General features: G+C 64.0%; 23 protein-coding genes. 14 read left to right on the forward strand and 9 right to left on the reverse strand.

The features are described 5' to 3' along the window. The first annotated feature begins 70 nt into the window (after nt 1–70). Nucleotides 71–805 (forward strand): SDR family NAD(P)-dependent oxidoreductase, encoded by a 735-nt coding sequence (locus tag CIT39_RS05045; protein ID WP_162308351.1) that lies wholly within the window; start codon nt 71–73, stop codon nt 803–805. A 200-nt stretch (nt 806–1,005) separates the two neighbouring features. Here CIT39_RS05045 and CIT39_RS05050 read toward each other — a convergent pair whose 3' ends face one another. Continuing rightward, nucleotides 1,006–1,890: an amidohydrolase family protein gene (locus CIT39_RS05050; RefSeq protein ID WP_094973129.1), complete on the reverse strand. Its 885-nt coding sequence runs from the start codon at nt 1,888–1,890 to the stop codon at nt 1,006–1,008. A 310-nt stretch (nt 1,891–2,200) separates the two neighbouring features. Between CIT39_RS05050 and ykgO the strand changes: the two genes are divergently transcribed. The 3 genes from ykgO to CIT39_RS05065 all read left to right on the forward strand — a co-directional run bounded on the left by ykgO (nt 2,201) and on the right by CIT39_RS05065 (nt 3,557). Then, nucleotides 2,201–2,326: a type B 50S ribosomal protein L36 gene (gene ykgO / locus CIT39_RS05055; protein ID WP_006611362.1), complete on the forward strand. Its 126-nt coding sequence runs from the start codon at nt 2,201–2,203 to the stop codon at nt 2,324–2,326. A gap of 105 nt (nt 2,327–2,431) precedes the next feature. After that, nucleotides 2,432–3,070, forward strand: a complete 639-nt coding sequence (locus CIT39_RS05060) for a tetratricopeptide repeat protein (protein ID WP_094973128.1) — start codon at nt 2,432–2,434, stop codon at nt 3,068–3,070. Between the two features lie 226 nt (nt 3,071–3,296). Then, nucleotides 3,297–3,557 carry a hypothetical protein gene (locus CIT39_RS05065; RefSeq protein WP_094973491.1) on the forward strand — a complete coding sequence of 87 codons (261 nt, stop codon included), beginning with the start codon at nt 3,297–3,299 and terminating at the stop codon, nt 3,555–3,557. A gap of 7 nt (nt 3,558–3,564) precedes the next feature. Here CIT39_RS05065 and CIT39_RS05070 read toward each other — a convergent pair whose 3' ends face one another. Continuing rightward, a complete protein-coding gene (locus CIT39_RS05070; protein ID WP_094973127.1) occupies nt 3,565–3,747 on the reverse strand; it encodes a hypothetical protein in 183 nt (60 codons plus the stop codon). 342 nt (nt 3,748–4,089) lie between these two features. Between CIT39_RS05070 and CIT39_RS05075 the strand changes: the two genes are divergently transcribed. Next, nucleotides 4,090–5,046, forward strand: coding sequence for an alpha/beta fold hydrolase (locus tag CIT39_RS05075; RefSeq protein WP_162308352.1), 957 nt, complete (start codon nt 4,090–4,092; stop codon nt 5,044–5,046). Nucleotides 5,047–5,912: 866 nt separating this feature from the next. Here the strand turns inward: CIT39_RS05075 and cycA are convergent. Then, entirely contained in the window at nt 5,913–6,308 is a 396-nt protein-coding gene (cycA, locus tag CIT39_RS05080) for a cytochrome c-550 CycA (protein ID WP_094973125.1), read from the reverse strand. 281 nt (nt 6,309–6,589) lie between these two features. On the opposite strand from cycA, the gene CIT39_RS05085 reads away from it, so the two are divergent. The 5 genes from CIT39_RS05085 (at nt 6,590) to CIT39_RS05105 (ending at nt 12,621) form a co-directional block, all read left to right on the forward strand. Then, the gene (locus CIT39_RS05085) at nt 6,590–8,083 is read left to right on the forward strand and encodes an FAD-linked oxidase C-terminal domain-containing protein (protein WP_094973124.1); all 1,494 of its coding nucleotides are present in this window, start codon (nt 6,590–6,592) and stop codon (nt 8,081–8,083) included. Between the two features lie 72 nt (nt 8,084–8,155). Next, nucleotides 8,156–9,394 carry an FAD-binding protein gene (locus CIT39_RS05090; protein WP_094973490.1) on the forward strand — a complete coding sequence of 413 codons (1,239 nt, stop codon included), beginning with the start codon at nt 8,156–8,158 and terminating at the stop codon, nt 9,392–9,394. Next, on the forward strand, nt 9,391–10,713 hold the full coding sequence (gene glcF, locus CIT39_RS05095) for a glycolate oxidase subunit GlcF (RefSeq protein WP_094973123.1): 1,323 nt from the start codon (nt 9,391–9,393) through the stop codon (nt 10,711–10,713). Before CIT39_RS05090 ends, glcF begins: the two co-directional genes overlap by 4 nt. Before the next feature lie 84 nt (nt 10,714–10,797). Further along, a complete protein-coding gene (locus CIT39_RS05100; protein WP_094973122.1) occupies nt 10,798–11,196 on the forward strand; it encodes a histone in 399 nt (132 codons plus the stop codon). Between the two features lie 390 nt (nt 11,197–11,586). After that, nucleotides 11,587–12,621 (forward strand): TorF family putative porin, encoded by a 1,035-nt coding sequence (locus CIT39_RS05105; RefSeq protein ID WP_094973489.1) that lies wholly within the window; start codon nt 11,587–11,589, stop codon nt 12,619–12,621. Between the two features lie 253 nt (nt 12,622–12,874). Here CIT39_RS05105 and CIT39_RS05110 read toward each other — a convergent pair whose 3' ends face one another. After that, entirely contained in the window at nt 12,875–14,635 is a 1,761-nt protein-coding gene (locus tag CIT39_RS05110) for an ABC transporter ATP-binding protein/permease (protein WP_094973121.1), read from the reverse strand. 312 nt (nt 14,636–14,947) lie between these two features. On the opposite strand from CIT39_RS05110, the gene CIT39_RS05115 reads away from it, so the two are divergent. Together CIT39_RS05115 and CIT39_RS05120 are read left to right on the forward strand one after the other, a co-directional pair. Continuing rightward, nucleotides 14,948–16,612: an L-lactate permease gene (locus tag CIT39_RS05115; RefSeq protein WP_094973120.1), complete on the forward strand. Its 1,665-nt coding sequence runs from the start codon at nt 14,948–14,950 to the stop codon at nt 16,610–16,612. A 130-nt stretch (nt 16,613–16,742) separates the two neighbouring features. Further along, complete coding sequence (locus tag CIT39_RS05120; RefSeq protein ID WP_162308353.1) at nt 16,743–17,141, forward strand: META domain-containing protein; 399 nt, start codon at nt 16,743–16,745, stop codon at nt 17,139–17,141. Nucleotides 17,142–17,292: 151 nt separating this feature from the next. On the opposite strand, the gene CIT39_RS05125 is transcribed toward CIT39_RS05120, so the two are convergent. From CIT39_RS05125 to CIT39_RS05135, 3 genes are all read right to left on the reverse strand, one after another. Continuing rightward, a complete protein-coding gene (locus tag CIT39_RS05125; RefSeq protein ID WP_094973118.1) occupies nt 17,293–18,504 on the reverse strand; it encodes a hypothetical protein in 1,212 nt (403 codons plus the stop codon). Nucleotides 18,505–18,725: 221 nt separating this feature from the next. Next, entirely contained in the window at nt 18,726–20,354 is a 1,629-nt protein-coding gene (gene groL, locus CIT39_RS05130) for a chaperonin GroEL (protein WP_094973117.1), read from the reverse strand. 175 nt (nt 20,355–20,529) lie between these two features. Further along, nucleotides 20,530–20,826 (reverse strand): co-chaperone GroES, encoded by a 297-nt coding sequence (locus tag CIT39_RS05135; RefSeq protein ID WP_094973116.1) that lies wholly within the window; start codon nt 20,824–20,826, stop codon nt 20,530–20,532. Nucleotides 20,827–21,142: 316 nt separating this feature from the next. On the opposite strand from CIT39_RS05135, the gene CIT39_RS05140 reads away from it, so the two are divergent. Next, nucleotides 21,143–21,664 (forward strand): hypothetical protein, encoded by a 522-nt coding sequence (locus tag CIT39_RS05140; protein WP_162308354.1) that lies wholly within the window; start codon nt 21,143–21,145, stop codon nt 21,662–21,664. Between the two features lie 181 nt (nt 21,665–21,845). Here the strand turns inward: CIT39_RS05140 and CIT39_RS05145 are convergent, their stop codons facing one another. Further along, nucleotides 21,846–22,634: a protein phosphatase CheZ gene (locus CIT39_RS05145; protein WP_162308355.1), complete on the reverse strand. Its 789-nt coding sequence runs from the start codon at nt 22,632–22,634 to the stop codon at nt 21,846–21,848. Nucleotides 22,635–22,948: 314 nt separating this feature from the next. On the opposite strand from CIT39_RS05145, the gene CIT39_RS05150 reads away from it, so the two are divergent. Continuing rightward, nucleotides 22,949–23,758, forward strand: coding sequence for a L,D-transpeptidase family protein (locus CIT39_RS05150; protein ID WP_162308356.1), 810 nt, complete (start codon nt 22,949–22,951; stop codon nt 23,756–23,758). Nucleotides 23,759–23,886: 128 nt separating this feature from the next. Here the strand turns inward: CIT39_RS05150 and CIT39_RS05155 are convergent, their stop codons facing one another. Further along, complete coding sequence (locus CIT39_RS05155) at nt 23,887–24,729, reverse strand: DUF2076 domain-containing protein (RefSeq protein WP_094973112.1); 843 nt, start codon at nt 24,727–24,729, stop codon at nt 23,887–23,889. Nucleotides 24,730–24,773: the final 44 nt, after the last annotated feature.

The following is a 24,773-nucleotide window of genomic DNA, read 5'->3' on the forward strand; positions in this document are numbered from 1 at the left end:
CAAAAGGTGCATACTTGTCGATAGGTGTGTACGCCGCCAGCTCAGTGCAACCTCAGTGAAGGAGCACATCATGAGCAGACTACAAGGCAAGACGGCAGTCGTGACCGGCGGCGGAACCGGCATCGGATTTGGAGCGGCGAAGCGCTTCATCGACGAGGGCGCGTTCGTCTACATTTTCGGGCGACGGCAGGAGCAGCTCGACGCCGCCGTGGCGAAGCTCGGATCTTCGGCGCGAGCCATCAGGGGCTCGGTGACGGATCTGGCCGACCTCGACCGGCTCTACGAGACGGTGCGGAAAGAACGAGGCGGGCTCGACATTCTGTTCGCCAATGCCGGCACCGGGTTGTTCGCGCCGCTCGGCGAGATCACGGTCGAGCATTACGATCATATCTTCGACGTCAACGTGAAGGGGCTGGTCTTCACCGTGCAGAAGGCGCTGCCGCTGATGACGAAGGGCGCGTCGATCATCCTGACCGGGTCGAGCACGGGGGTGATGGGGACGCCGCAGTTCAGCATCTACAGCGCGACCAAAGCCGCGGTTCGGAATCTGGCGCGGAGCTGGGCGCAGGACCTGCGCGGCACCGGCATCCGCGTCAATGTGCTGTCACCGGGGCCGACCAAGACCGAGCTGGCACTGGAGATCGTCGGCGAGGAGGCCTTCGATGCGCTCGGCAGCACGACGCCGCTCGGCCGCGTGGCAGCCCCGTCAGAGACGGGCGCGGTCGCCGCGTTCCTGGCGTCGTCGGACAGCAGCTTCATGACGGGCAGCGAAGTCTTCGTCGACGGCGGCCTCGCTCAGATCTGAGGCTCCGTTCACCTCTCTCGCTTGAGGGAGAGGTCGGCGCGTCCGGGCGATGCGAAGCATCGTCCCGCGCGCCGGGTGAGGGCTTTCTCCTCTTGGCGATTGTCCCTTTGCGGAAACACCCTCTCCCCGACCCTCTCCCGCAAGCGGGAGAGGGAGTGCGCCTCCGTCGTAGTCATCAACGTGATCTCATCACGCCTGGATTAGATCCCCAGCAGCTTGCGCGCGTTGGCCTTCAGCACCTTCGGCCGGATCTCGTCGCGGATCTCGATCTTGGCGAAGTCCGACAGCCAGCGGTCGGGCGTGATCACCGGCCAGTCCGAGCCGAACAGCATCTTGTCCTGCAGGATCGAGTTGATGTAACGCACCAGGATCGGCGGGAAATATTTCGGCGACCAGCCGGAGAGGTCGATATAGACGTTCGGCTTGTGGGTCGCGACCGACAGCGCCTCTTCCTGCCAGGGGAAGGAAGGGTGGGCGAGGATGATCTTGAGGTCGGGGAAATCGGCCGCGACGTCGTCCATGTACATCGGGTTGGAATATTTCAGCCGCATCCCCATGCCGCCGGGCATGCCCGAGCCGACACCGGTCTGGCCGGTGTGGAACAGCGCGACCGCGCCGCCATTGTTGATCTCTTCGTAGAGCGGATAGGCCATGCGGTCGTTGGCGTAGAAGCCCTGCATGGTCGGGTGGAATTTGAAGCCGCGCACGCCGTATTCCTCGATCAGCTTGCGCGCCTCGCGCGCGCCGAGCTTGCCCTTGTGCGGGTCGATCGAGACGAAGGGGATGAGGACGTCCAGATGGTCGGAGGCGGCCTCGATCATCTCGTAATTGGTGTAGCGGCGGAAGCCGGTCTCGCGCTCGGCATCGACCGGGAAGATCACCGCGGCAATGTTCTTGGAGCGGTAATAGGCCGCGGTCTCCGGCACGGTCGGCGGATGCTTGTTCGGCGACTTGAAGTACTCCGCCATCTGCGCCTGGAAATCGTCATAGCCGTCGTCGGGATGGCAGCCGCAGGGCTCCTCGGCATGGGTGTGGATGTCGATGGCAACGACTTTGTCGATATCAGGCAGCTTCAGCTTCGGCATGGGTTTCCTCCCGACGGGTTGCCGAATTGATTATATGATATAACGAACTTGGCAAGGCGTCGTCGAAAGACCCCCGATTTCCTTGACGATAAATCGGGCCGATCCGGACGCTTCTCCGGTGCAGGGGTTGTTTTCGAGATTTTGCCGGGGTGGAACGGGGCAGTTAACATTGACATCCCCTCCCGCCATGCCTTAAGAACCGCCCCGTCCCGGGCGGTCGTCCGCCGGCGGGAAAATCTCATTTTGCCACATTCGCGCGTGCCGAAACGGTAGTGCCGAACACGGCCTTTCGAACGTTCAGGATTCTGCCATGAAGGTCCGTAACTCCCTGAAGTCGCTGCGCGGTCGCCATCGCGCCAACCGCCTGGTCCGCCGCAAGGGCCGGGTCTATGTGATCAACAAGGTGCAGCGCCGCTTCAAGGCTCGTCAGGGCTGATATCCCTGCCGAGGGCCTTTCGCGCGCCCCGGAAGACCACTGCTCACACGAGTTTGACGCCGCCTTTGCTTTGCAAGGGCGGCTTTACGCGTTTACACTTTGACCATGGCAGTGAGATTCCTTTTCGCGCGCACTTTTTGTCTGGCCCTCGTGCTGGGAACAGTCGGCCTCGCTCCGGCGCAGGCGCAGGCTGATCCTCCGACGCCGCCGGGCAAGCAGAAGAAGCTCCCGGAAGCGCCGGCCAAGCTGCCCAAGGTCGATCGCACCAAGAATCTCGATTTCCTGTTCGGCGCGTTGAAGGCGGCGCCCGACGAGGTCAGCGCCAAGCATGTCGAGGCGCGGATCTGGGCGATCTGGCTGCAGACCCCGAGCGACACCGCGTCATTGCTGATGTCGCGGGCGAAGACCGCGGTCGATGCCAAGAAGATCGATGTCGCGATCAAGCTTTTGGATTCCGTCATCAAGCTCCGGCCCGACTACATCGAGGCCTGGAACCGGCGCGCCACGCTCTACTACATGCAGAACGACTATGGCCGTTCGCTCGCCGATATCCAGCAGGTGCTGATCCGGGAGCCGCGCCATTTCGGCGCGCTCGCAGGCCTCGGCATGATCATGCAGGAGGTCGGCGACGAGAAGCGCGCGCTCGATGCCTATCGCAAGGCGCTCGCCGTCAATCCGCACCTCGAAAAGATCCCCGACCAGGTCAAATCGCTGACCGAGAAGGTCGAGGGACGCGATATTTAGCCCAAAGCGCGATGCGATCAGGATGGATCGTCATCGCGCTTCAGGTTGTTGTTTGCGCATGATCTTTCCGGAAAACCGCTGCGCACTTTTCCGGATCATGCTTTAGAACTCGATCATGTCTTGAGTGAACGCGGCGGCTTCGGATTAACCACGATCGGAAGCGCGGCATCGTGAGCACTATTGCCGGCGCCGCCGCAGGCCTACCTGCATGGCAGGAGCAAAAGCCATGAAGCGTTTGATCTTTGCGGGTGTGTTGCTGCTGGCGTCGGGGACGTTGAGCTTCGCCGACGGACTGTTCTGGGTGGTCGGCAACCGCGCCACCGGAAAATGCAACATCGTGACCAGCAATCCCGTGATCATCGGCGATATCTGGTTCGGCGACGGTCCCTACAAGTCCAGGGCCGATGCCAAGCTTGCCCGCTCGACCATCCGCGCCTGTCCCGCGCCCACGCCGGACGAGGAAAAGGAAGAGGACGGCACGAACTAGCCGGTCATCAATGCAGGGCGCTGCCGCCGCGTTCGACCGGGCCGCGATCGATGGCTGCGGCGTAAGCCATTGCCAGCTCCGTTTCCAGGTGCTCGTTGATCAGCAGCAGCGCCCGCACGGCACCGCGCAGATCGCCGTTGCAACTCGCCACGATCTCGTCGATCGCAGTGTCTTTCGATCTGAAGCTCATCGAAAATCCTCCGGTTCAAATCAGGACAAATCCTGCCGGTCTTTCCCGTATCCCCTGAGATTGCCCTGGGGCCTGCGAGGAGGATCGGCGCCCACCCGCGCCTAGATGGCGGAACCGACCGTGGCGATTATAAGGAAGCCGCGATGACGGCTGCATGAAGCGTTCCGAGACTTGCGCGTGCTCATGGAATATTGTTGATTCCATTGAGCTTTTGCGTTCTTCAATTATGCACATATCCACAGCCCCAGCCTTTTTTGTGGACGCACGGAAAGCCGGCGGAGCGAAACTGTTGCCCACGAGAGCCGTAACTGCCCTGTGCCCAGGATCTCCCGGATTCTCTCCATGATCGTGATGTCAGTCGTGACGGCGCTGGTTCTGCTGGCGCTGATCACGCAGGCTGGAATCGTCGCCGTGCAACGTGCCTTTCCGCCGCAGGGCGGGATGGTCGAGGTCGACGGCGCGACGCTTCACGTCGTCGATATCGGCCCGCGCGATGCAGGCTTGCCGATCGTGATGCTGCACGGTGCGAGCTCCAATCTCGAAGCGATGCGGCGCCCGCTCGGCGACCTCCTCGCCAAGGACCATCGCGTCATCCTGGTCGACCGTCCCGGCCATGGCTGGAGCACGCGCGCGCGGCGCCAGGATTCCACGCCGCAGATCCAGGCGCGGATGATCGACGAGGCGTTGGGCAAGCTCGGAATCGATCGCGCGGTCTTCGTCGTTCATTCCTGGAGCGGTGCGCTCGGCGCGCGGATTGCGCTCGATCATCCCGGCCGCGTCGCGGGCCTGGTCATGCTCGCCCCCGTCACCCATCCCTGGCGCGGCGGCGTCGGCCGTTACAACGAGATCATTGCAACGCCGGTGATCGGTCCGCTGCTCGCCTACACGGTCACCCTGCCGCTCGGCTACTTTCTGGCCGAGCCCGGTGCGCGCAACGTATTCCTGCCGCAGATGATGCCGGATGGATTCGTGCAGGATTCCGCGACGCCGCTGCTGCTGCGCCCGCGCGAGTTCATCGCCAATGCCTATGATCTGGTGACGCTGAAGCAGGCGGTGACGGCGCAAGCCGCGCGCTACGGCGAGATCTCGGCGCCGGTCACGATCATCGCCGGCGAGCCCGACAAGACGGTGAAGACCAACATCCACGCGCGCCCGTTCGCGGCCATGGTGCAGCATGCGAAGCTGATCGTGCTGCCCGATCTCGGCCACATGGTGCAGAACGCCGTGCCGGAACTCGTGAAGATGGAAATCGAGACCATGATCGGGAAAATCGCCCCGGCGCAGGCGGCGGCTGATTAGAGCGGAATGCTCCCGTAGCCCCGGTGGAGCTTCCGCCGTAGCTCGCAGAGCGAAGGCGGAAGCGTAATCCGGGACCGCTCGCCCGGCATTTCGCAGTATCCCGGATGTCGCTCCGCTCATCCGGGCTACGGGACCATGCCTGTGTCGGCCTCTGTCAATCCACGCGCGCAAAAATATTCCACTTTACCGAAATTCGGTTTCGGCGTATGTGTCGCCCATCCCGGCTCACCCAAGAGGGGCGACGTGTCGTCGTCATGTTCGCGAGCCGGGGTTGCGGTGGACGCGGCAGCGTCGGCATGAGAGGTGCGGGCAGGGCGGGTAGTCCCTGTGAGTCCGTAACCGCGTGCGGACGACGGCGCTGCTAGGCTTCGTCTCGCTCGTAAGTTTCCGGCTCTGTCGACGGGGCCTGGGAATACTGCGGCGACATGGCGGGCCGTGCGTACGGCAAAACCGTGTGGTCCTGGCCGTCGTTGCCACGGTCAAGCTCTTGCGAAGGTGCGAGCGAGCCCAACCGGGCAGACTGCATCATCCAAATTCGCGGGGCGAGGGAGGCCAAAAGGAATGGTCGGCTCCCGGGAGATCACGGCATAAGCCGTCCGACCACTGCGCAGGGAAGGCCGAGTGATCGGCGACACCTGTATGCTGCTGTGCGGTTCTTTTTGCGCGTGCCTTTCGCGCAGCGGACCGCGGGTGCCAGCCGGCACCCGGCCTTCCCTGTGCCCTCTTGGATTTAGAGGGTGAAAGATGAAGCAAAGCTTGGGCGAATTACGCCGCGAGAACGCGAAGCCATGTGCGCAAGCCAAAAAGCGACAGCTTCGGTCCTGACTCGATCAGAACCGAAGCTGCTTCGGCTGTCCGCTACGTGCTTACTGCTTGATCTTCCCGTCCTTGTCGAACTGCGACACATAGGCCCAGAGATTGTTGATCTCGTTCTCGTTCTTGATGCCGGCGAACGCCATCTTGGTCCCGGGGATCTTGGCCTTGGGGTCCTTGATGTATTCCTTGAAGATGGCTTCGTCCCAAGTGATGCCGGAATTCTTGTTCGCGTCCGAATAATTGTAGTCCGGAGCGGTTCCCGACTTGCGGCCGTTGAGACCGTTGAGCTCGGGGCCCACCTTGTTCTTGGCGCCTTCGCCGATCGCGTGGCAGGCCAGGCATTTGTTGAACGACGTCTTGCCGGCCGCAACATCCTGCGCCATCGCGGCGGGTGCGGTGGCAATCGCGGTGAGGATCGTCAGTGCGCCAAAAATCAGTTTTGTCATCGGGTGCTCTTCGTCTCTTCCCTGGTGGGTCTGGGCTGGTCAGTCTCTTGCCGGATCGGCAATCGCCCGACCTGCCGGTTTTGGCAGGCCTGCTCGGCTTGGACAAGCCACCAAACCATGACAGGTTTCACGATTTCCGACTTGTCCCAGAGCGAACTGGCGGCAGATGGTCGATTCGACTTTCGGATGGCCTACCCAAACACCCGCGGACGTGATTGATTTGCCGAGACAAATTGAATCGGGCGGCGTGAGGTGGAAGGATAAATCATGAAGGATTCAACATGGCCATCATGATGCCTGCGAGCGACCAGGCCGTGCTCGCGCGCCGCGCCGAGATCGTTGCTGCGTTGCGCGCGATCGTGCCCGGCGAGGGTGTGATCGATGCGCCTGCGGAGATGCGGGCTTATGAGTCCGACGGGCTGACGGCGTATCGACAGCCGCCGATGGTCGTGGTGCTGCCCGAGACGACCGAGCAGATCTCGCTGATCCTGAAATATTGTGCAGGGCAAGGCATCAAGGTGGTGCCGCGCGGTTCCGGCACATCGTTATCCGGCGGCGCGCTGCCGCTCGAGGACGGCGTGCTGCTCGGGCTCGGCAAGTTCAAGCGCATCCGCGAGATCGACTTCGACAACCGCGTCGTCGTCACCGAGCCTGGGGTCACCAATCTCGCCATCAGCCAGGCGGTCGCGCATGCCGGCTTCTACTATGCGCCCGATCCCTCCTCGCAGATCGCCTGCTCGATCGGCGGCAATGTCGCGGAGAATTCCGGCGGCGTGCACTGCCTCAAATACGGCATGACCACCAACAACGTACTCGGTTGCGAGATCGTGCTGATGAGCGGCGAGATCCTGCGCATTGGCGGCAAGGGGTGCGAAAATTCCGGCTACGATCTGATGGGCGTCATCACCGGCTCCGAAGGCCTGCTCGGCGTCATCACCGAGATCACGGTGCGCATCCTGCAGAAGCCGGAGACGGCGCGCGCGCTGATGGTCGGCTTCGCCGAGGTCGAGGCCGCCGGCGAATGCGTGGCGCGCATCATCGGCGCCGGCATCATCCCCGGCGGCATGGAGATGATGGACAAGCCGGCGATCCACGCCGCTGAAGCTTTCGTGCATGCCGGCTATCCGCTCGATGTCGAGGCGCTGCTGATCATCGAGCTCGACGGGCCCAAGATCGAGGTCGACGAGCTGATCACGCGCGTCGAGACCATTGCGAACGGCTGCGGCTCGACCACCTGCCAGATCTCGACCTCGGAGGCCGAACGCAATCTGTTCTGGGCCGGCCGCAAGGCCGCGTTCCCCGCGGTGGGCCGGATCTCGCCGGACTATCTCTGCATGGACGGCACCATTCCCCGCGGGGCGCTGCCGAAGGCGCTGGCTCGCATCCGCGAGCTCGGCGAAAAATACCAGCTCGGATGCGCCAACGTGTTCCATGCCGGCGACGGCAATCTGCATCCCCTCATCCTCTACGATGCCAACAAGCCCGGCGAGATCGAGCGCGCCGAAGCCTTCGGCGCCGACATCCTGCGCGCCTGCGTCGAGTTCGGCGGCGTGCTCACCGGCGAGCACGGCGTCGGCATCGAGAAGCGCGACCTGATGCCGGAGATGTTTTCGGAAGTAGACCTCAACCAGCAGCAGCGGCTGAAATGCGCCTTCGATTCGCAAGGTCTGCTCAATCCCGGAAAGGTGTTTCCGACCCTGCACCGATGCGCCGAGCTCGGTCGCATGCATGTCCATGCCGGAAAGCTGGCGTTTCCGGACATTCCGCGGTTCTAGCGTCGATCGCAGCGCCTTCGCTGCAACGCCCCAAATTTGCTTTCCGCTCTCAACTTGGATACCGGCTCACTCGTGGATACGCTCAAGGTACGTGACGCCAAAGACGTCGAAGAGGTGGTGCGCGCGGCGATTGCCAATGAGCAGCCGCTCGAGATCATCGGTCATGGCTCAAAGCGCGGCATTGGCCACGCGATGGCGACCAATGCCGTGCTCGATCTCTCCGCGCTCAATGCCGTCACCGCCTACGAGCCCAACGAGCTGATCGTCACGCTCCAGGCCGGCGCGCCACTGGCCGATGTGCTGTCGCTGATCGATGCCAAGAACCAGCAATTCGCTTTCGAGCCGATGAATACGGCGCCGCTGCTCGGCACGCCGGCGCTCGGAACCATCGGCGGCATGATCGCAGCCGGGCTCGCCGGTCCGCGCCGCATCAGGGCGGGCGGGGCGCGCGACCATCTGCTTGGGGCGCATGCCGTCTCCGGCTTCGGCGACAGCTTCAAGACCGGTGGCAAGGTGGTGAAGAACGTCACCGGCTACGACCTCTGCAAGCTGCTCGCGGGCTCCTGGGGCACGCTGTCGGTCATGACCGAGGTCACGCTGAAGGTGATGCCGAAGCCCGAGGCCGAGCGGACGCTGCTGCTGCGCGGGTTGGATGATGCCGTCGCCAACAAGGCGATGACCGCGGCGCTCGGCTCGCCCTTCGACGTCTCCGGTGCGGCTCACCTGCCGAAATCGGCGTTCCTGGCCGGGACCGACGGACTCGGCGATCTCGCAGGGCAGGGCGAGCCGCTGACCGTGCTGCGGCTCGAGGGCATCACGGCCTCAGCCGCCCACCGCGCCGATTCGCTGCGGGAATTGCTGGCGCCGTTCGGAACCGCGACCCTGATCGAGGACGCGGCATCTGCCGCGCTGTGGGCGACGGTCCGCGACGTGCTGCCGTTCGCGGCCGGCGGCGCGCTCGGCGGCTGGCCGGTCTGGCGCATCGTCTGCCCACCGGCCTCGGGCGCTGCGATCGGCACGCTATTGGCGCGGGAGACGGGGGGCGACGTGATCTACGATTGGGGCGGCGGGCTGATCTGGGCGGCTCTGCCGCCGAAGGACGATGCGCATGCACCGGCGGTGCGGATGCGGGCCAATGCCGTCGGCGGCCACGCTACGCTGATCCGGGCGGCCGAGGACGTCAGGCGCGATGTCGACGTCTTCCATCCGCAGGCATCAGGCATTGCCGCCCTGAGCGAGCGGGTGCGCGCCAGCTTCGATCCAAAGACCGTTCTCAACCGGGGCCGCTTGAGCCGAGGCGCCGTGGCATGAAGACCGAATTCTCGCTTGCCCAGCTCGCCGATCCCGACATCGCGGAAGCCGACAAGATCCTGCGCGCCTGCGTCCATTGCGGCTTCTGCACCGCGACCTGTCCGACCTATGTGCTGCTCGGCGACGAGCTCGATAGCCCGCGCGGCCGCATCTACCTGATCAAGGAGATGCTGGAGAAGGACCAGGCGCCGACGGCCGAGGTGGTCAAGCATGTCGACCGTTGCCTGTCGTGCCTGGCCTGCATGACGACCTGCCCCTCAGGGGTGAACTACATGCACCTCGTCGACCAGGCCCGGGTCAGGATCGAGCAGCGCTATCAGCGGCCCCTGGCCGAGCGGCTGCTGCGTCAGGTTCTGGCCTTCGTCCTGCCGGACCCGCAGCGTTTTCGCATCAGCATGGTGCTGGCGCGGCTCGCCCGTCCGCTTGCCGTGTTCCTGCCGACGCCGCGGCCCTCGGCGACACCCGGCCTGATCCAGCGTCTCAAGGCGATGCTGGCGCTGGCGCCCAACCGGCTGCCGCCGCGGGGGGCGCTGCCGGGTAGCGTGTTCGCGGCGCTCGGCAAGAAGCGCGGCCGGGTCGCGCTGCTGCAGGGTTGCGCCCAGCAGGTGCTGGCGCCGCGCATCAACCAGGCCGCCATCAGTCTCCTCACCCGCCACGGCATCGAGGTTGTCCTTGTCAGGGACGAGCAGTGCTGCGGTGCGCTGACCCATCACCTCGGCAACGATCAGGATGCATTGGCGCGGGCGCGAGCCAACATCACGGCCTGGCAAAGGGAAGCGGCCGGCGAGGGGCTCGACGCGATCCTGGTGACGACCTCGGGCTGCGGCACCGTGATCAAGGACTACGGCTATCTGCTGCGCGAGGACAAGGCATTCGCCGCTGATGCGGCGAAGGTGTCCGCGCTCGCCAAGGACATCACCGAATACATCGCCGGCCTCGGACTCGAGCCGACTGCGCGACAGGACAACATCGTCGTCGCCTATCACTCAGCGTGTTCGTTGCAGCACGGGCAGAAAATCACGACGCTTCCGAAAGAATTGCTTTCCAAGAATGGATTCGTGGTGAAAGATGTACCGGAGAGCCATTTGTGTTGCGGTTCGGCGGGGACCTACAACATTCTCCAGCCCGAGCTTGCGGGCCGGTTGCGCGATCGCAAGGTCGCCAACATCGCGAGCGTCAAGCCGGACATGATTGCCGCGGGCAATATCGGCTGCATGGTGCAGATTGCCAGTGGCACGTCAGTTCCGGTCGTACACACGATTGAGCTTCTCGATTGGGCTACGGGCGGGTCGCGACCGGCATTGAACGCGCAAGTTTGAGCTTTCAAGCCTGAGCTTTCGTCCGGAGGCGGCGCTGGAACGACGCCCGATCGACCATTGTTCGTCGACAACAGGAGGACCACGATGGCGAAAGCGAAGAAGAAAAAAAGCAAGAAGGCCAAAAAGGCCAAGAAGGCTGTAGCGGCGAAGAAATCCGCGAAGAAATCCGCGAAGAAGGCAGCCAAGAAGTCCGCGAAGAAATCTGCCAAAAAATCTGCCAAAAAATCTGCCAAGAAATCTGTCAAGAAAGCTTCGAAGAAGGCCGCGCCGAAGAAGGCTGTGAAGAAGGCGGCCAAGAAGGCGGCCAAGCCGGCTGCACCGAAGAAGGCTGCGAAGAAAGCGGCACCGAAGAAGGCGAAGGCAGCTCCCGCGCCGAAGCCGTCAGCGCCGGCGGCAACTCCGGCTCCCGAGCCGGCCGCCGAGACGAGCTGGGCGATGCCTTCGTCTTCTGCGGAAGCCGCACCCGCCGAGGGGCAAAGCTAGGTCCCATCCAGCGAGCGCGATCGCCAACAGGGAAGGCCGCCGCGGTGACGCTGCGGCCTTTTTGCATCGCCGCAAGGACCTCCGGAAGCCGTCTCTCCCCCCGCAAGTCTGATTCGTAGCTTGGCTGTCACGCTATCTGCCTTCCCCGTACTTGCCCGGTCTCTTCGTGCACTTTGGAATGCAAATAATGTGATCGAGAAGACACACAGCCCGACAACCTTTCGTGGAATCGTCAAAACGCCCAAAAAGTCGGCAGATGCCCGTGATTTTTGCTTCACGGGCCACATCCCTCAATCCACATTGTCGCGGTAACGCAATTTTGCACTCAGGTCGTTCGCTCCGGGGGGCTTCCGGGATCCGACTGGGTAAGAACTGGTGATGGGGATCGAAATGAAGAAAGTGGCTTTGTTGGCAACGGCGCTGGCAATGGTGATGACGGGTTCGGCTTTCGCGGCGGACATGAGGGTCAAGGCCCTGAAGGCCCCGCCGCCGCCCGCCTTCGACCCCTGGGATATCGCCTTCGGCGCCGGTATCACGAACGACTACATCTTCCGCGGTATCACCCAGTCGAACCATAATCCGTCGGTCTCGGCCTATTTCGAGCCGCGCTACAACGTCAACAAGGATCTCCAGCTGTACGTCGGTACGTCCGCGTCGAGCATCTCCTTCCCGAACCGCGCCGCCGCCGAAGTCGATATTTACGGTGGTATCCGCCCGACCTTCGGCATGTTTGCCTTTGACTTCGGCGTCTGGGGCTACCTGTATCCGGGCGGAAGCTGCTTCGGCTCGCAGGGCACCCTTGTTCAGGGCAATTGCGGCACCAGCCTCGACAACTCCCAGGGCGCGATCGGCCTTCCGATCAATGGCAACTTCGCCAAGAAGGACGCGAGCTTCTACGAAGTCTATGCCAAGTTGGCCATCAACGTGAACGACCAGTGGGTCGTTGGCTTCAACGAATATTACTCGCCGAACTTCCTCAACATCGGCGCCTGGGGCAACTACGCCTCGATCACCACCAAGTGGACTGCGCCGAGCACGACCTTTGGTGCCAGCGGCATCGGCATGTACGTATCGGGTGAGTTCGGCCGCCAGTGGCTCGGCACCTCCGACGTCTTCTACGGCATTGCGGGTGACCCCCTGTATTCCAACGGCATCAAGGAGCCGAGCTACAACACCTGGAATCTGGGTGTCGGCTTCACCTACAAGGTGTTCACCCTCGACCTGCGCTACTACGACACGGACCTGTCGAAGGGTGATTGCAACGCCTTCACCAGCGACTTCTCGGCCACCAACTCCAGCCCTGGCTTCGTGACGCCGATCAATGGCGGCGCGAATGCGGCCACTGCGTTCGGCTCCAACTGGTGCAGCGCGGCGGGCGTCGCCAAGCTGTCGGTCGACCTGACCGCGATGAGCAACCTGAAGTAAGGTCTTTCCGAACCGAGTTGACGAGGGCGGCAGAGCGATCTGCCGCCCTTTCACTTTGGAGAGAGGGCGACGGCTGGAGTTGCGCGTGCCGTGCGCGGTGCTGCTGCATCATCATGGCCGGGCTTGACGCGCCTGCGGGGCTCCTTCGGCGAGGCGAAAGCCTGGCAGGCGAGACCAGCCCGAACGTGACGAGCATGGGGGAGCGGATGTTCGAGCCAAGCACACCCGAAACAGGCCACCGCTGCGCCGCGCCTCAGCGCGCCGTGGTCGGCTCCGTCCGGGCCGGCTCGCCGGCTTTGCCGAGGACGTGGACCTCGCCATCCTCCACCAAGGCCACCTTGCGGGTATGGAAGGCGTCCAGCGTCGAGCGGTGGCCGATCGAGACGATGGTGGCCTGAGGCAGCTTCTCCGTCAGCAGCCGATAGAGCCGGTCCTCGGACGGCTCATCCAGCGAGGCAGTCGCCTCGTCGAGGAACAGATAGTCCGGCACGTGCAGCAGCGCACGGGCAAGCCCCAGGCGCTGCTGCTCGCCGAGCGACAATGTCCGGTTCCAGTGACCGTCCTCGTCGAGCCGGGCCGCCAGCCGCGGCATGCCGACGGCAATCAGCGCGTCGCGGATCTTCTCGGGCGGGATGGAGCCGTGCTCGGCCGGGTAGATGACGGCGTCGCCAAGCGGGCCGATCGGGAAATACGGCCGCTGCGGCAGCATCATCAGCTTCGCCGTCTCTGGGATCGCAATCGTGCCGGTGCCGAACGGCCAGACGCCGGCAATGGCCCGGAACAATGTCGACTTGCCGGAGCCCGACGGGCCGGTCACCAGCACCCGCTCCGACGGCTGGATCGTGAAGGCATCGGCTGTGACCAAGGGTGTGCCGTTCGGCAGCCTGACGAGCAATTGCTCGAGCGTGATGGCCTTGCCGTTCGAGGGGGCGACGTCGATGGTCGGCTCGCTCGCCACGCCGTGGGCGGCGGAGCTGACCGACATCTCGAAGCCATCGAGACGGGCGATCACCGCGCGCCACTCTGCGAGCGAGCGATAGGCGGTGACGAAGAAGGACAGCGCGTCCTGCACGCTGCCGAACGCCGAGCCGGTCTGCATCATGTCGCCGAGCTGGATGCGCTTGGCGAAGTAGGCCGGCGCCACCACCACATAGGGAAAGATCGTCGCAGCCTGGCCGTAGCTTGCCGTGAACGCGGTCAGGCGCTTGGTCCGGCTCATGATCGCGTACCAATTGCCGATGACGAAGCCGAAGCGGTGCAGGAGACGCCCCCGCTCCGCGTGCTCACCTTTCAACAGGGCGATCTGCTCGGAATTTTCGCGCACGCGGATCAGGTTGAAGCGGAAGTCGGCTTCAAAGCGCTGCTGCTCGAAATTCAGATTGATGAGCGGGGCGCCGATCCAGTGCGTCAGCGCCGTACCGACGATCGCGTAGGCCAGTGCGCACCAGACCAGAAAACCGGGGACGAGGATATCGGTGCCGTAAATATACAAAGGCGCCTTGTAGGACAGGCCCCAGAGGATGACGACGAACGAGGCCAGTGTCACGATCGACGACAAGAGGCCAAGGCCGATGGCCAGCGTCTGTTCGACGAAATTCTTGACGTCCTCGGTGATGCGCTGGTCCGGATTGTCGGCGGCGTCGCCCTTGAGCTGCATGCGGTAATGCGTGGCGCCGTCGAGCCATTCGCCGAGATAGTGTTGCGTCAGCCATTGTCGCCAGCGGATCTGGAGCCATTGGTTCAAATAGAGCTTGTAGACGGCCAGTGCGACGAAGGTGAAGGCAAGGCCCAGGAAGATCCAGACCTCCTTGACGAATTCGGGCAGGTTATAGGCCTGCAGGGCGCTGTAGAACCGGTTCTGCCACTGATTGAGGAGCACGTTGATCGCGACCAGCACCAGCTCCATCGCGACGACGACGGCGAGCAGGCCGCGGCCGACCCATTTGTCCTCCGACCGGAAATAGGGGATCGCGATTCGCCAGACGATCGCGAGCGTGGCGCTGATGTTCTTCACAGAGCTCTGTCTCCTGAGGGGGGTGCACAAATGCCCTGTGCCAAGGGTTTGGGGCAATGGCGGAAATGGGCGCGCTTAGACTAAAGTCGCAAGTGCTGCAATTTGCGTTGTCTTGTCGCAGCCCGCAACCCTAGCATGGGGTTCGGCGGCGCGGGGTGGGGTGCTTCGGGATTTCGCGAGCTTGTGAGCGGGACGGGAACCGCCGCATTCGCGAGGAATTCGCGTCCAGCTCGGGGGTTATCGCTTCCAGCGTCAAGCAGGTCGGCTCTCCACGCGGGCCGTCTGCCACAAACATGCGTGGGGAGGAAGACCATGTGGAATCAAGTCTATGATCCGTTGCACAGCCCTGTGCTGTCGACGATTGCCGCGGCGGTGCCGGTCGTCACGCTGCTGGTCCTGATCGCGAGCGGACGCGTCCAGGCGCATATCGCGGCGGTCATCGCCGTGATCGTGGCCAATCTGATCACGATTTTCGTCTTCACCATGCCGGCGAACATGTCGATCCGGGCCTCGGTGCTGGGCATCGTCACCGGCTTCTTCCCGATCGGCTGGATCGTGCTCAACGTCATCTTCCTCTACCAGGTGACGGTGAGCACGGGACGCTTCGAATTGCTCAAGCGCGCCATCGGCGGCGTCACCGAGGATCGGCGGCTGCAATTGCTCCTGATCGCGTTCTCCTTCGGCGCGTTCTTCGAGGGCGCCTCCGGCTTCGGCACGCCGGTCGCCATCACCGGTGCCGTGCTGATCGGCCTCGGCTTCTCGCCGCTTGCGGCGTCTGGCCTGTCGCTGATCGCCAACACCGCGCCGGTCGCCTATGGCGCGCTGGGCACGCCGATCCAGGGTCTTGCCTCGGTCACCGGGTTCGATCCCTACATCCTCGGCGCGATGGTTGGACGGCAGCTGCCGTTCTTCTCGCTGATCGTGCCGTTCTGGGTGATATGGGCTTTCGCCGGATGGAAAGGCATGAAGGACGTCTGGCCGGCGATCCTGGTCACCGGCGTGTCGTTCGCGGTCCCGCAATTCGTGATCTCGAATTACATCAACCCCTGGATCGTCGACATCGGAGCGTCGCTGATCTCGATGGGTGCGCTGATCCTGTTCCTGAAGGTGTGGCAGCCGAAGCAGCTCTGGCTGTCCCCTGCGCTCCGCGGCAATGATGAATCGGCCTCCACCATGGCCACTGCAAAGCCGCTGGACAAGACGCCGCTCACGCAGAGCGAGCTGTTCAGCGCGCTGCTGCCCTGGATCATCGTCTGTATCGTGATGCTGGTCTGGGGCAACGGCGGCTTCAAGACCTGGGCGAATTCGATCTTCGTCTGGAACTATCCCGTTCCCGAGCTGCACCAGATGATCAACAAGATGCCGCCGGTGGCGCCAGGGCCGACGAAAGAGAGCGCGGTGTTCGGCTTCACCTACCTCTCCTTCACCGGCACCGGCATGCTGATCGCGGCGATCATCTCGGGCTTCCTGATGGGCGTCGGTCCCGGTCAACTCATCACCCAGTACGGCCGCACCATCCGGCTGTGCGCGATCTCGCTGATCACGATCTCGGCGATGCTCGCGATCGGCACGCTGACGCGGCTCTCCGGTGTCGACGCGACGCTCGGCCTCGCCTTCGCTGCAACCGGCGTGCTCTATCCCTTCTTCGGCACGCTGCTCGGCTGGCTTGGCGTGGCGCTGACGGGGTCGGATACGTCGTCGAACATCCTGTTCGGCAATTTGCAGAAGATCACCTCCGAACAGCTCGGCATATCGCCGATCTTGATGGCCGCCGCGAACTCCTCCGGCGGCGTGATGGGCAAGATGATCGACGCACAGTCGATCGTGGTCGCCTCCACGGCCACCAACTGGTACGGCCATGAGGGCACGATCCTGCGCTTCGTGTTCTGGCACTCGATCGTGCTGGCCTGTCTCGTCGGTGTGCTCGTGACGTTGCAGGCCTATGTCTATCCGTTCACGGCGATGGTGCTGAAGTAACAGGCCACGTCCGGTTTCGATGCAGATCCCCGCGGGTGTCTCCGCGGGGATTTTTGCGTGCGAGCGAACCTTCTCAATGAGCCCGCAGTCTTATAGAAGGTGCCGCAAATCAGGTCGGTCGAGAGGTCTCATGGTTTCGCTCAAGCGATTGGTGTGTGCTGCGGTTGCAATGCTCGCGATGTCCATTGTCGCGCGTGCCGAGGACGGTTTTCCGTTCGGCACCGAGATGACGCTGGAAGCGCTGCCGCAAGCAGGCTCGAAGCGAATTCCGAACATCGAGATCGGCGACCATGGCGAGGTCGTGCTGGAGCTCTGGTGCAAGGGCGGCAAGGGCCAGTTCTCGGTCGCCGGCAACACCGTGATCTTCGTCCCCGGCCAGATCCAGGACCGCAACTGCCCGCCGGCAAGAGCGCAGGCCGACGACGAACTCGTCGCGGCGCTCAGCAGCGTCGAGACCTGGAAGCGCCAGGGCGACGTGCTGACGCTGATCGGCCCCAAGCCGCTGCGCTTCAGGACGACGGGGAATTAGCTCCGCTCGCGGTTTTCCCCGTGTCCCGGACAAGGCGCAGCGCGAAAGCGATGCGCCGCAGAGCCGAGCCTCAGGAATCTATCGACAAATTCGCTTGCGGCCTTCGGGCCCCGGCTCGTAGCGCTTCGCGCTACGTCCGCGGCACGAGAGCCTACTTCCACGCCGATTTGTCGGCGTCCCAGCGCTGCCCCTTCAGCTCCTTGGCTAGCGCTTCAATCGAACCGTTGTCGTCGGGCTGATCGCCTTCCTCGTCGACCGAGGCATCGTCGGAGAGATTGAGCTTGGCGCCGCTGCTCTCATCAGTGGTCGTCGTCGCGGGGCTGCCGATCCAGAGCATGAGCTTGTCGGTCGTGCCGGGCTTGTCGGGCGAGACGAGCCCCGCAACCTCGATCGTGTCGGTGAGATCGAGTGCGGGGAAATCCGGGTTCGGCCGCTTGAACACCAGCTTGAGCTTGCCCGTGGCGGGGTTGAAGCTCTGCGACGCCGGCTTTGCCGCGAGCGTCCGGCTCAAAACGTTCGCAACAGCGGCCGCGAGCTTGTCCTTGCTGATCTTGTCGCCCTCGCGCCAGTCGGCTGCGGCGAAGCGGATGGTGCGGTCCATCTCGGTCATGCCCGCGGTCCAGCCCGCGGCGGTGACGCCCGGCATCGCCTTGAACTTCGCCAGCAGCGCTCCGGCGCGCTCGGGATCGACCGACATGCTGATGGTCTGCTCGCCCGCACGCAGCGCATCGCAGCCGACGGTGAGGCTCGCCAGCGTCACCTCGACGGCCTGGCCCTTCAGGCTCTTCAGGAAGTCGGTCGCGGCGTCGAGCTTGACCTTGACCGCGATCGCTTCCGGCGAGACGTCGGTGAAATCCTTCGGCTGCGGCGTGATGCCGTCGTCGGAGGTCTGGTTGTCCTGAAATTCCTTCTCGCTGAGATCGGAATTGTCGGACGAGGTCACCTCGGTCACCACCTGGCCGATGCTGATCTGGCCGCGGAATTCGAAACTGTCCCCGGCCTGCTTGCGCAGCAGCTTGACGCTGACCGGCGCCTTCTCGCCGACGCTCTGCGTGGTGCCGGTCAGGGTCTGGCCCGCGACCTGGAGATTGACGACGAAGCGGTCCTTGCGGTCGGAATTCTTGGCGACGGGATAGCAGACGTCGAGCACCGCTGCCGTCACCGTCTTGCCTTGGCGCGTCTCCTTCAGGATCACGTCGGCATTGCCGTCCATCAGCCCGTCGATCGAGGTGAAATAGCGTGTCTCCGGACCACTGGGCGTCGTGGTCTTGGGCGACAGCTTCATCTGGGCGGAAACGGGATGCGGAGAAGCTGCAAGCAGAGCCGCAAAAAGGGCTGTCGAACAAACCAGAAGCGCACGCATCGATGAAATCCTCGCGCAACGGGGATGATTCGGACCCGGAGGACCGCGTTAGCGCAAAGTGCGAAGCGGTTTTCCGAGAGGATCATGCCCAAACAATTCGAATCGGCGCGTCACCGTAGTTGGTTTCGGCCGTCGGTTGAATCGGAAAGCGGAGGGGCAGGGTCGGCAAAAAAGAAGGCCGCCCGGAGGCGGCCTTCGCAATGCTGTAATGGAACGGAGGCTTAGAAGCCGCCCATGCCGCCGCCGGCCGGCATCGCGGGCGCAGCTTCCTTCGGCAGCTCGGCGACCATGGCCTCGGTGGTGACCAGCAGGCCGGCCACGGAGGAGGCGTCCTGGAGCGCGGTGCGCACCACCTTGGCGGGGTCGATGATGCCCTTCTCGACCATGTCGACATAGTCCTCGTTCTGGGCGTCGAAGCCGAAGGTCTCGGACTTGTTCTCCAGGATCTTGCCGACGACGATCGAGCCTTCCACGCCCGCGTTCTCGGCGATCTGGCGGATCGGAGCTTCCAGCGCCTTCAGCACGATGTTGATGCCGGCCTGGACGTCGGGATTGGCGTTGGTGAGACGGCCCACCGCCTTCTTGGCACGGAGCAGCGCGACGCCGCCGCCGGGGACGATGCCTTCCTGCACCGCGGCGCGGGTGGCGTTGAGCGCGTCCTCGACGCGGTCCTTCTTCTCCTTGACCTCGATCTCGGTGGCGCCGCCGACGCGGATCACCGCGACGCCGCCGGCGAGCTTGGCGAGGCGCTCCTGGAGCTTCTCACGGTCGTAGTCCGAGGTGGTTTCCTCGATCTGGGCCTTGATCTGGCCGACACGGGCCTCGATGTCCGGCTTCTTGCCGGCGCCCTTGACGATCGTGGTGTTCTCCTTGTCGATCACGACCTTGCCGGCGCGACCCAGCATCTTCACCGTGACGTTCTCGAGCTTCATGCCGAGGTCCTCGGAGATCAGCTGGCCGCCGGTGAGGATCGCGAGGTCTTCCAGCATGGCCTTGCGGCGATCGCCGAAGCCCGGCGCCTTGACGGCGGCAACCTTGAGGCCGCCGCGGAGGCGGTTGACGACCAGGGTTGCCAGTGCCTCGCCCTCGACGTCCTCGGCGATGATGACGAGCGGCTTGCCCGACTGCACCACGGCTTCCAGCACCGGCAGCATGGCCTGCAGACCCGAGAGCTTCTTCTCGTGCAGCAGGATGTAGGCGTCCTCGAGCTCGGCGGTCATCTTCTCGGGGTTGGTGACGAAGTAGGGGCTGAGATAGCCGCGGTCGAACTTCATGCCCTCGACGATGTCGACCTCGGTGTCGAGCGACTTGTTCTCCTCGACGGTGATGACGCCCTCGTTGCCGACCTTCTGCATCGCCTGGGCGATCATCTTGCCGATGGCGGCATCGCCGTTGGCCGAGATGGTGCCGACCTGGGCGACCTCGGAGGAGGCGGCGACGGGCTTGGCGCGCTTCTCGATGTCCTTGATGACGGCCGCGACCGCGGTGTCGATGCCGCGCTTGAGGTCCATCGGGTTCATGCCGGCGGCAACCGACTTGGCGCCTTCGCGCACGATGGCCTGGGCCAGCACGGTCGCGGTGGTGGTGCCGTCACCGGCGAGGTCGTTGGTCTTGGAGGCGACCTCGCGCAGCATCTGGGCGCCCATGTTCTCGAACTTGTCCTCGAGCTCGATCTCCTTGGCGACGGTGACGCCGTCCTTGGTGATGCGGGGCGCGCCGAACGACTTCTCGATGACGACGTTGCGGCCCTTCGGGCCGAGCGTCACCTTGACGGCGTTGGCGAGAATGTCGACGCCGCGCAGCATGCGATCGCGCGCGTCTCCGGAAAACTTGACGTCTTTGGCAGCCATTTCTGCAATCCCTCGTGTGTCGTGATGTGTCTTGTTTGATTCTGTGTCTTGCCGCGCTCTCTTCGTCATTGCCGGGCTTGACCCGGCAATCCATCCTGGTGCGAAAAATGATGGATGCCCGGGTCAGGCCCGGGCATGACAATGAAGCATTCAGCGGCTGTTCAGGCGGGTGGCCTTAAGCCAGTACGCCCATGATGTCCGACTCCTTCATGATCAGGAGCTCTTCGTTGTCGATCTTGACCTCGGTGCCCGACCATTTGCCGAACAGCACGCGGTCGCCGACCTTGAGGTCGATCGGGGTCAGCTTGCCGGTCTCGTCGCGGCCGCCGGGGCCGACGGCGACGATTTCGCCCTGGGACGGCTTTTCCTTGGCGCTGTCCGGAATGATGATGCCGCCCTTGGTCTTTTCCTCGGCGTCGATACGTTTGACCACGACACGGTCATGCAGCGGACGAAATTTGGATTTAGCCATGACGTTTCCCTTTGGAGGCTCGCTTCGGAGGTAGTGGAAGTGGGTGGGGCGGCGCTTCCGCCCACCCCCTATCCCAGGGATCGAACGGCGCGCTTAGCAATCGGGCTTTCCGAGTGCTAATAGTGGGCCCGGAAATATGGCTTGGCCGCGATCCTGTCAAGCAAAGGTGGTTAAGCGATTGGTGAGGCGGATATAGGATGGTGGTATTGGAAACTTGTTCGGGGCGCCGGCGTATCAAAGGACGCCATTGCTCCGGCAGCGTTTTTACGCTTGGCTGCAGGAGGGGTGCGGCCATGGTCTTGTCCGGGGGAATGCCATGATCAATTCAGCTCACGCGCGCACGGTTGCCAATCTGGCCGCCGCCTCTTGTCTGGCGCTGCTGCTGGGCGCCTGCGGCGGCGGCATGAGCCTGCCGTCCTTCTCGTCGTCCTCGCCGCCGCCCGAAGCCGAGCCTGGCACCGCCCCGGAAATGCCCGCGACCATTCGCGCCGACGAGATCGTCGGCCGCTGGGGTCTCGCCTCGTTCCAGAACCCGGCCGACCGCGCCCGCACCGAGGCCGCCGCCCGGGCCCAGTGCAAAAATCCCTACGTGATCACCGCCGGCTCCTCCGGCGGCGTGATCATGCATCTGGCCGACCAGGCAACCCCGCAGGAGCTGCGGCTGAAGGGGTCGCCGAGCGGCAAGAACTACATCGGACCGGCGGGCCCGACCCCCGGCGAGCAGGATCGCGAGATCGTCTCCTTCGACGGCCGCGTCCTGATCACCCGCTTCATCGACAAGGACGCCGCCACCCGCTACGGCAACATGGTCTACGTCCGCTGCGCGCCGCGGGCGTGATTTCTACTCCGTCATTCCGGGGCGGTCCGCAGGACCGAACCCGGAATCTCGAGATTCTCAGGTGCGCAAGTGCGCACCAAAGTTCACGCTTCGCGTGCGGAATGACAGCGTGAGATAGCTTCCCAAAACAAAAAAACGCCGGCTTTCGCCGGCGTTTTGTTTTTCTGTCTCTCGCGCCCGCTCAGTCGAACAGCGCGTCGATGTCGTCCTGCGAGGCGTGGCCGACGTCGCCGGCGAGCTTGGGGCCGTTGAGAAGCTTGTCGTCCTCGCTGCGATTGTCGGCCTGCGGAACGACGTGGGCCTTGATCGCGTCGACGCCGCCCCAGATGTCCATCATCGAGTTGATGTGCTGCTCGATGAACTTCATCGTAGCCATGACCTTGCTGATACGCTGGCCGGTCAGGTCCTGGAAGTTGCAGGCCTCGAAGATCGAGATGACGCGTTCCTGGATGTCGTCGGCGAGCCGCTTCTGCTGGTCGACCGAGTCCACCTTCGACATTGCGCTGGCGGCCTGGTCTATCGATTCCGCGGCTTCGAGGATCTGTTGGGTCGCCTGCTCGGTGCCGCCGACCACCGCGCCGAGCTCGCCATTGACCTTGGCCATTTCGCCGCCATCGAAGCTCTTGCCGTGCAGCGTCGCGATTTCGCGCTTGGTGCGGTCGATGGCGTCATGGATCAGGTCGAGCTCGACCTTGAGCTTTTCGCACTGCTCGATCTGGGCCCGATAGGTTTCGAGCATGGTCCGAGCCTCGGAGAGCTCATGGGCGGTGGAGGCGTCGATCGCCGCCATGGCTGCGCTGCCGGACAAGGGCGCTGGCACGCTGCCCTTCGCCATCTGTGCGCGGATCGCGCGCAGCTCCGCCATGATCTCGCTATGCATCGGGATTGCCTCTTCAGATACGTCAAAACTCGGCATCTCGCCGCCACCAGCGATATCCTCGACGCGAAAACGTTTGCGGTGAACAGCCATCAGGATACTCCCCCACCTCACTCACGCGTCTTTGTAGGCAGAAGCGATTTAACACGAAGTTCACGGCCGGAACTGTTGTGCGGTTGCAGGCGACGGCGTGCAAAGAAGCGATTAACCATGGCCGTGCAGCGTTCATCGAAAATAAACGCTGATCGCCAAATTGGCCCCTCGCTCGCGACGTGGTGAATCAAAACGCGGCTTCCGTTTACCAAACAAAACGCCTTTTGCTTTTTATTGACCACGTCGCGGACGCCGATCAGCCATCAGCTCGCCACGGCGCATGTGATCTAGACGAAACAGTACAGAGTACGTCGATGTTCAAGAAAATGTCTGTTGCGCTGCTCGGCAGCGCTTGCACCTTCATTGCCGGCGCAAACAGTGCCAGCGCCTTCGACAATTCGGTGCCGAACGATCCGCCCGCGGTGCTCTACCAGCCGCAGGTGCCGCCGGCGCCGGTGCGCGTCGCCTCCAATGCGAACATGGGCGGCGGCTTCATCGAGTTCCTGTTCGGCGACGGCCCCGGCCGCGGTCCGGCCTACGCGCCCGAGCAGCCGGTCTATCAACAACAGCCCGGCTATTACGACCAGCGCCGCCTGCCGCCGATGGGCGAGCCGCAGCAGGGTGGATATCAGCAAGGCGCGGTTCAGCAGGAGGCGGCGGACCCGCGGCAGCGTCAGTTCGATCCGAGGTTCGAGAAACAATCTGTTGACTATAGCGGCAAGGAAAGTGCCGGCACCATCGTGGTCGATACCCCGAACAAGTTCCTCTATCTCGTCGAGGGCAATGGCAGGGCGATGCGCTACGGCATCGGCGTCGGGCGTCCCGGCTTCACCTGGTCCGGCGTGAAGGCGATCACGGCCAAGCGCGAATGGCCGGACTGGACGCCGCCGGCGGAAATGATCGCGCGTCGTCCTGATTTGCCGAGGCACATGGAAGGCGGACCGGAGAACCCGCTCGGCGCCCGCGCGATGTATCTGGGCTCGACCCTCTATCGCATCCACGGCTCCAACGAGCCCTGGACCATCGGCACCAACGTCTCCTCGGGCTGTATCCGGATGCGCAACGAAGACGTCATCGACCTCTACGGCCGCGTCAATGTCGGCACCAAGGTCGTGGTGATGTAGCCAGGCGCTCGCCGCTCACTTGCTCCGCAACGTGCGGAGGAAGAGCGATGACCAAGGACCAAGGACCCTGAAATGAAAACGGCCGCCTCTTGGGCGGCCGTTGTTGTTCGTAGCGCGGCACAGCAACCTTACGCGTAGTCGCTGCCGCCATCGTCGTCGCCGCCGAAATCGCTGTCGTCGGCCACGTCCGTATTGCCGTCGTCGTTGTTGTCGCCGTAGTTCTGATCGTTGTCGTTATGATCGTTGTTCGCCTGGTCGGAGAAGCCCTGGCGGGACTCGCGGTTCGAGCCGATGTCGTTGAGGCCGGCATCGCGCGCGAGCGAGCCGTCGGACTGATCGCTGCCGCCCCAAGGACTTCCACCAGCGCTGCGGTCGCCGAGGGCATTGGTGTCGCCGAAGGCCTGCTGATGCGATCCGCCCATCATGCCGCGGATGCTGGAGAGCAGCAGCGAGCCGCCAACGACACCGGCGGCAGCTGCCGCCGCCGTGCCGAGGAACGAGCCGCCGCCACCGCCCATCGGCGGTGCGCCATATCCCTGACCCGGGCCCGGGCCCGGACCGGGACCTTGGCCGTAAGCCTGTCCGTAAGGCGGCTGGCCGTAGCCCGGCTGGGTCTGCTGCATCGCTCCGCCGCTGTTCCAGACCGGCCGCGCGTCCCGCGGCGGCACGTTCGGAACCGAGCCGCGCGAGGGGCTTCCGCCGAACAGCGTGTCGCGCATGGTGTCGAGGAAGCCGCCGGACTGCGCCTGCTCGGGCGCGTGGGCCGCCTCCAGCTCCTGGATGCGGTTATGGGCGCGCTTCAGCGCCTCGTCCTGCAGCAGCGTGGTCTGCACCAGCGCGTAGACCGCGCCGGGCGCCTTGCGCAGCCCGTCGGAGATCGCGGCGATCGCGTCGGGATCGCGCGGTGCATTTTCCAGCTTCGAAAGCCGGTCGAAAAGGTCGTCGACGAGCTGGCGTTCCTGCGGCGTCATGATCTGTCTCCTTCGCGCAAAACCAAGCGCGCAGGAGATGTAGG

The sequence above is a fragment of the Bradyrhizobium symbiodeficiens genome, from assembly GCF_002266465.3.
GTDB classification, from domain to species: Bacteria; Pseudomonadota; Alphaproteobacteria; order Rhizobiales; family Xanthobacteraceae; genus Bradyrhizobium; species Bradyrhizobium symbiodeficiens.

What these genes read in the sequence shown, in the direction of transcription:
- CIT39_RS05045 (WP_162308351.1), top strand. Translation starts at nt 71, where the DNA reads ATGAGCAGACTACAAGGCAAGACGGCAGTCGTGACCGGCGGCGGAACC.
- CIT39_RS05050 (WP_094973129.1), bottom strand. Translation starts at nt 1,890, where the DNA reads ATGCCGAAGCTGAAGCTGCCTGATATCGACAAAGTCGTTGCCATCGAC.
- ykgO (WP_006611362.1), top strand. Translation starts at nt 2,201, where the DNA reads ATGAAGGTCCGTAACTCCCTGAAGTCGCTGCGCGGTCGCCATCGCGCC.
- CIT39_RS05060 (WP_094973128.1), top strand. Translation starts at nt 2,432, where the DNA reads ATGGCAGTGAGATTCCTTTTCGCGCGCACTTTTTGTCTGGCCCTCGTG.
- CIT39_RS05065 (WP_094973491.1), top strand. Translation starts at nt 3,297, where the DNA reads ATGAAGCGTTTGATCTTTGCGGGTGTGTTGCTGCTGGCGTCGGGGACG.
- CIT39_RS05070 (WP_094973127.1), bottom strand. Translation starts at nt 3,747, where the DNA reads ATGAGCTTCAGATCGAAAGACACTGCGATCGACGAGATCGTGGCGAGT.
- CIT39_RS05075 (WP_162308352.1), top strand. Translation starts at nt 4,090, where the DNA reads ATGATCGTGATGTCAGTCGTGACGGCGCTGGTTCTGCTGGCGCTGATC.
- cycA (WP_094973125.1), bottom strand. Translation starts at nt 6,308, where the DNA reads ATGACAAAACTGATTTTTGGCGCACTGACGATCCTCACCGCGATTGCC.
- CIT39_RS05085 (WP_094973124.1), top strand. Translation starts at nt 6,590, where the DNA reads ATGGCCATCATGATGCCTGCGAGCGACCAGGCCGTGCTCGCGCGCCGC.
- glcF (WP_094973123.1), top strand. Translation starts at nt 9,391, where the DNA reads ATGAAGACCGAATTCTCGCTTGCCCAGCTCGCCGATCCCGACATCGCG.
- CIT39_RS05100 (WP_094973122.1), top strand. Translation starts at nt 10,798, where the DNA reads ATGGCGAAAGCGAAGAAGAAAAAAAGCAAGAAGGCCAAAAAGGCCAAG.
- CIT39_RS05105 (WP_094973489.1), top strand. Translation starts at nt 11,587, where the DNA reads ATGAAGAAAGTGGCTTTGTTGGCAACGGCGCTGGCAATGGTGATGACG.
- CIT39_RS05115 (WP_094973120.1), top strand. Translation starts at nt 14,948, where the DNA reads ATGTGGAATCAAGTCTATGATCCGTTGCACAGCCCTGTGCTGTCGACG.
- CIT39_RS05120 (WP_162308353.1), top strand. Translation starts at nt 16,743, where the DNA reads ATGGTTTCGCTCAAGCGATTGGTGTGTGCTGCGGTTGCAATGCTCGCG.
- CIT39_RS05125 (WP_094973118.1), bottom strand. Translation starts at nt 18,504, where the DNA reads ATGCGTGCGCTTCTGGTTTGTTCGACAGCCCTTTTTGCGGCTCTGCTT.
- groL (WP_094973117.1), bottom strand. Translation starts at nt 20,354, where the DNA reads ATGGCTGCCAAAGACGTCAAGTTTTCCGGAGACGCGCGCGATCGCATG.
- CIT39_RS05135 (WP_094973116.1), bottom strand. Translation starts at nt 20,826, where the DNA reads ATGGCTAAATCCAAATTTCGTCCGCTGCATGACCGTGTCGTGGTCAAA.
- CIT39_RS05140 (WP_162308354.1), top strand. Translation starts at nt 21,143, where the DNA reads ATGATCAATTCAGCTCACGCGCGCACGGTTGCCAATCTGGCCGCCGCC.
- CIT39_RS05145 (WP_162308355.1), bottom strand. Translation starts at nt 22,634, where the DNA reads ATGGCTGTTCACCGCAAACGTTTTCGCGTCGAGGATATCGCTGGTGGC.
- CIT39_RS05150 (WP_162308356.1), top strand. Translation starts at nt 22,949, where the DNA reads ATGTTCAAGAAAATGTCTGTTGCGCTGCTCGGCAGCGCTTGCACCTTC.
- CIT39_RS05155 (WP_094973112.1), bottom strand. Translation starts at nt 24,729, where the DNA reads ATGACGCCGCAGGAACGCCAGCTCGTCGACGACCTTTTCGACCGGCTT.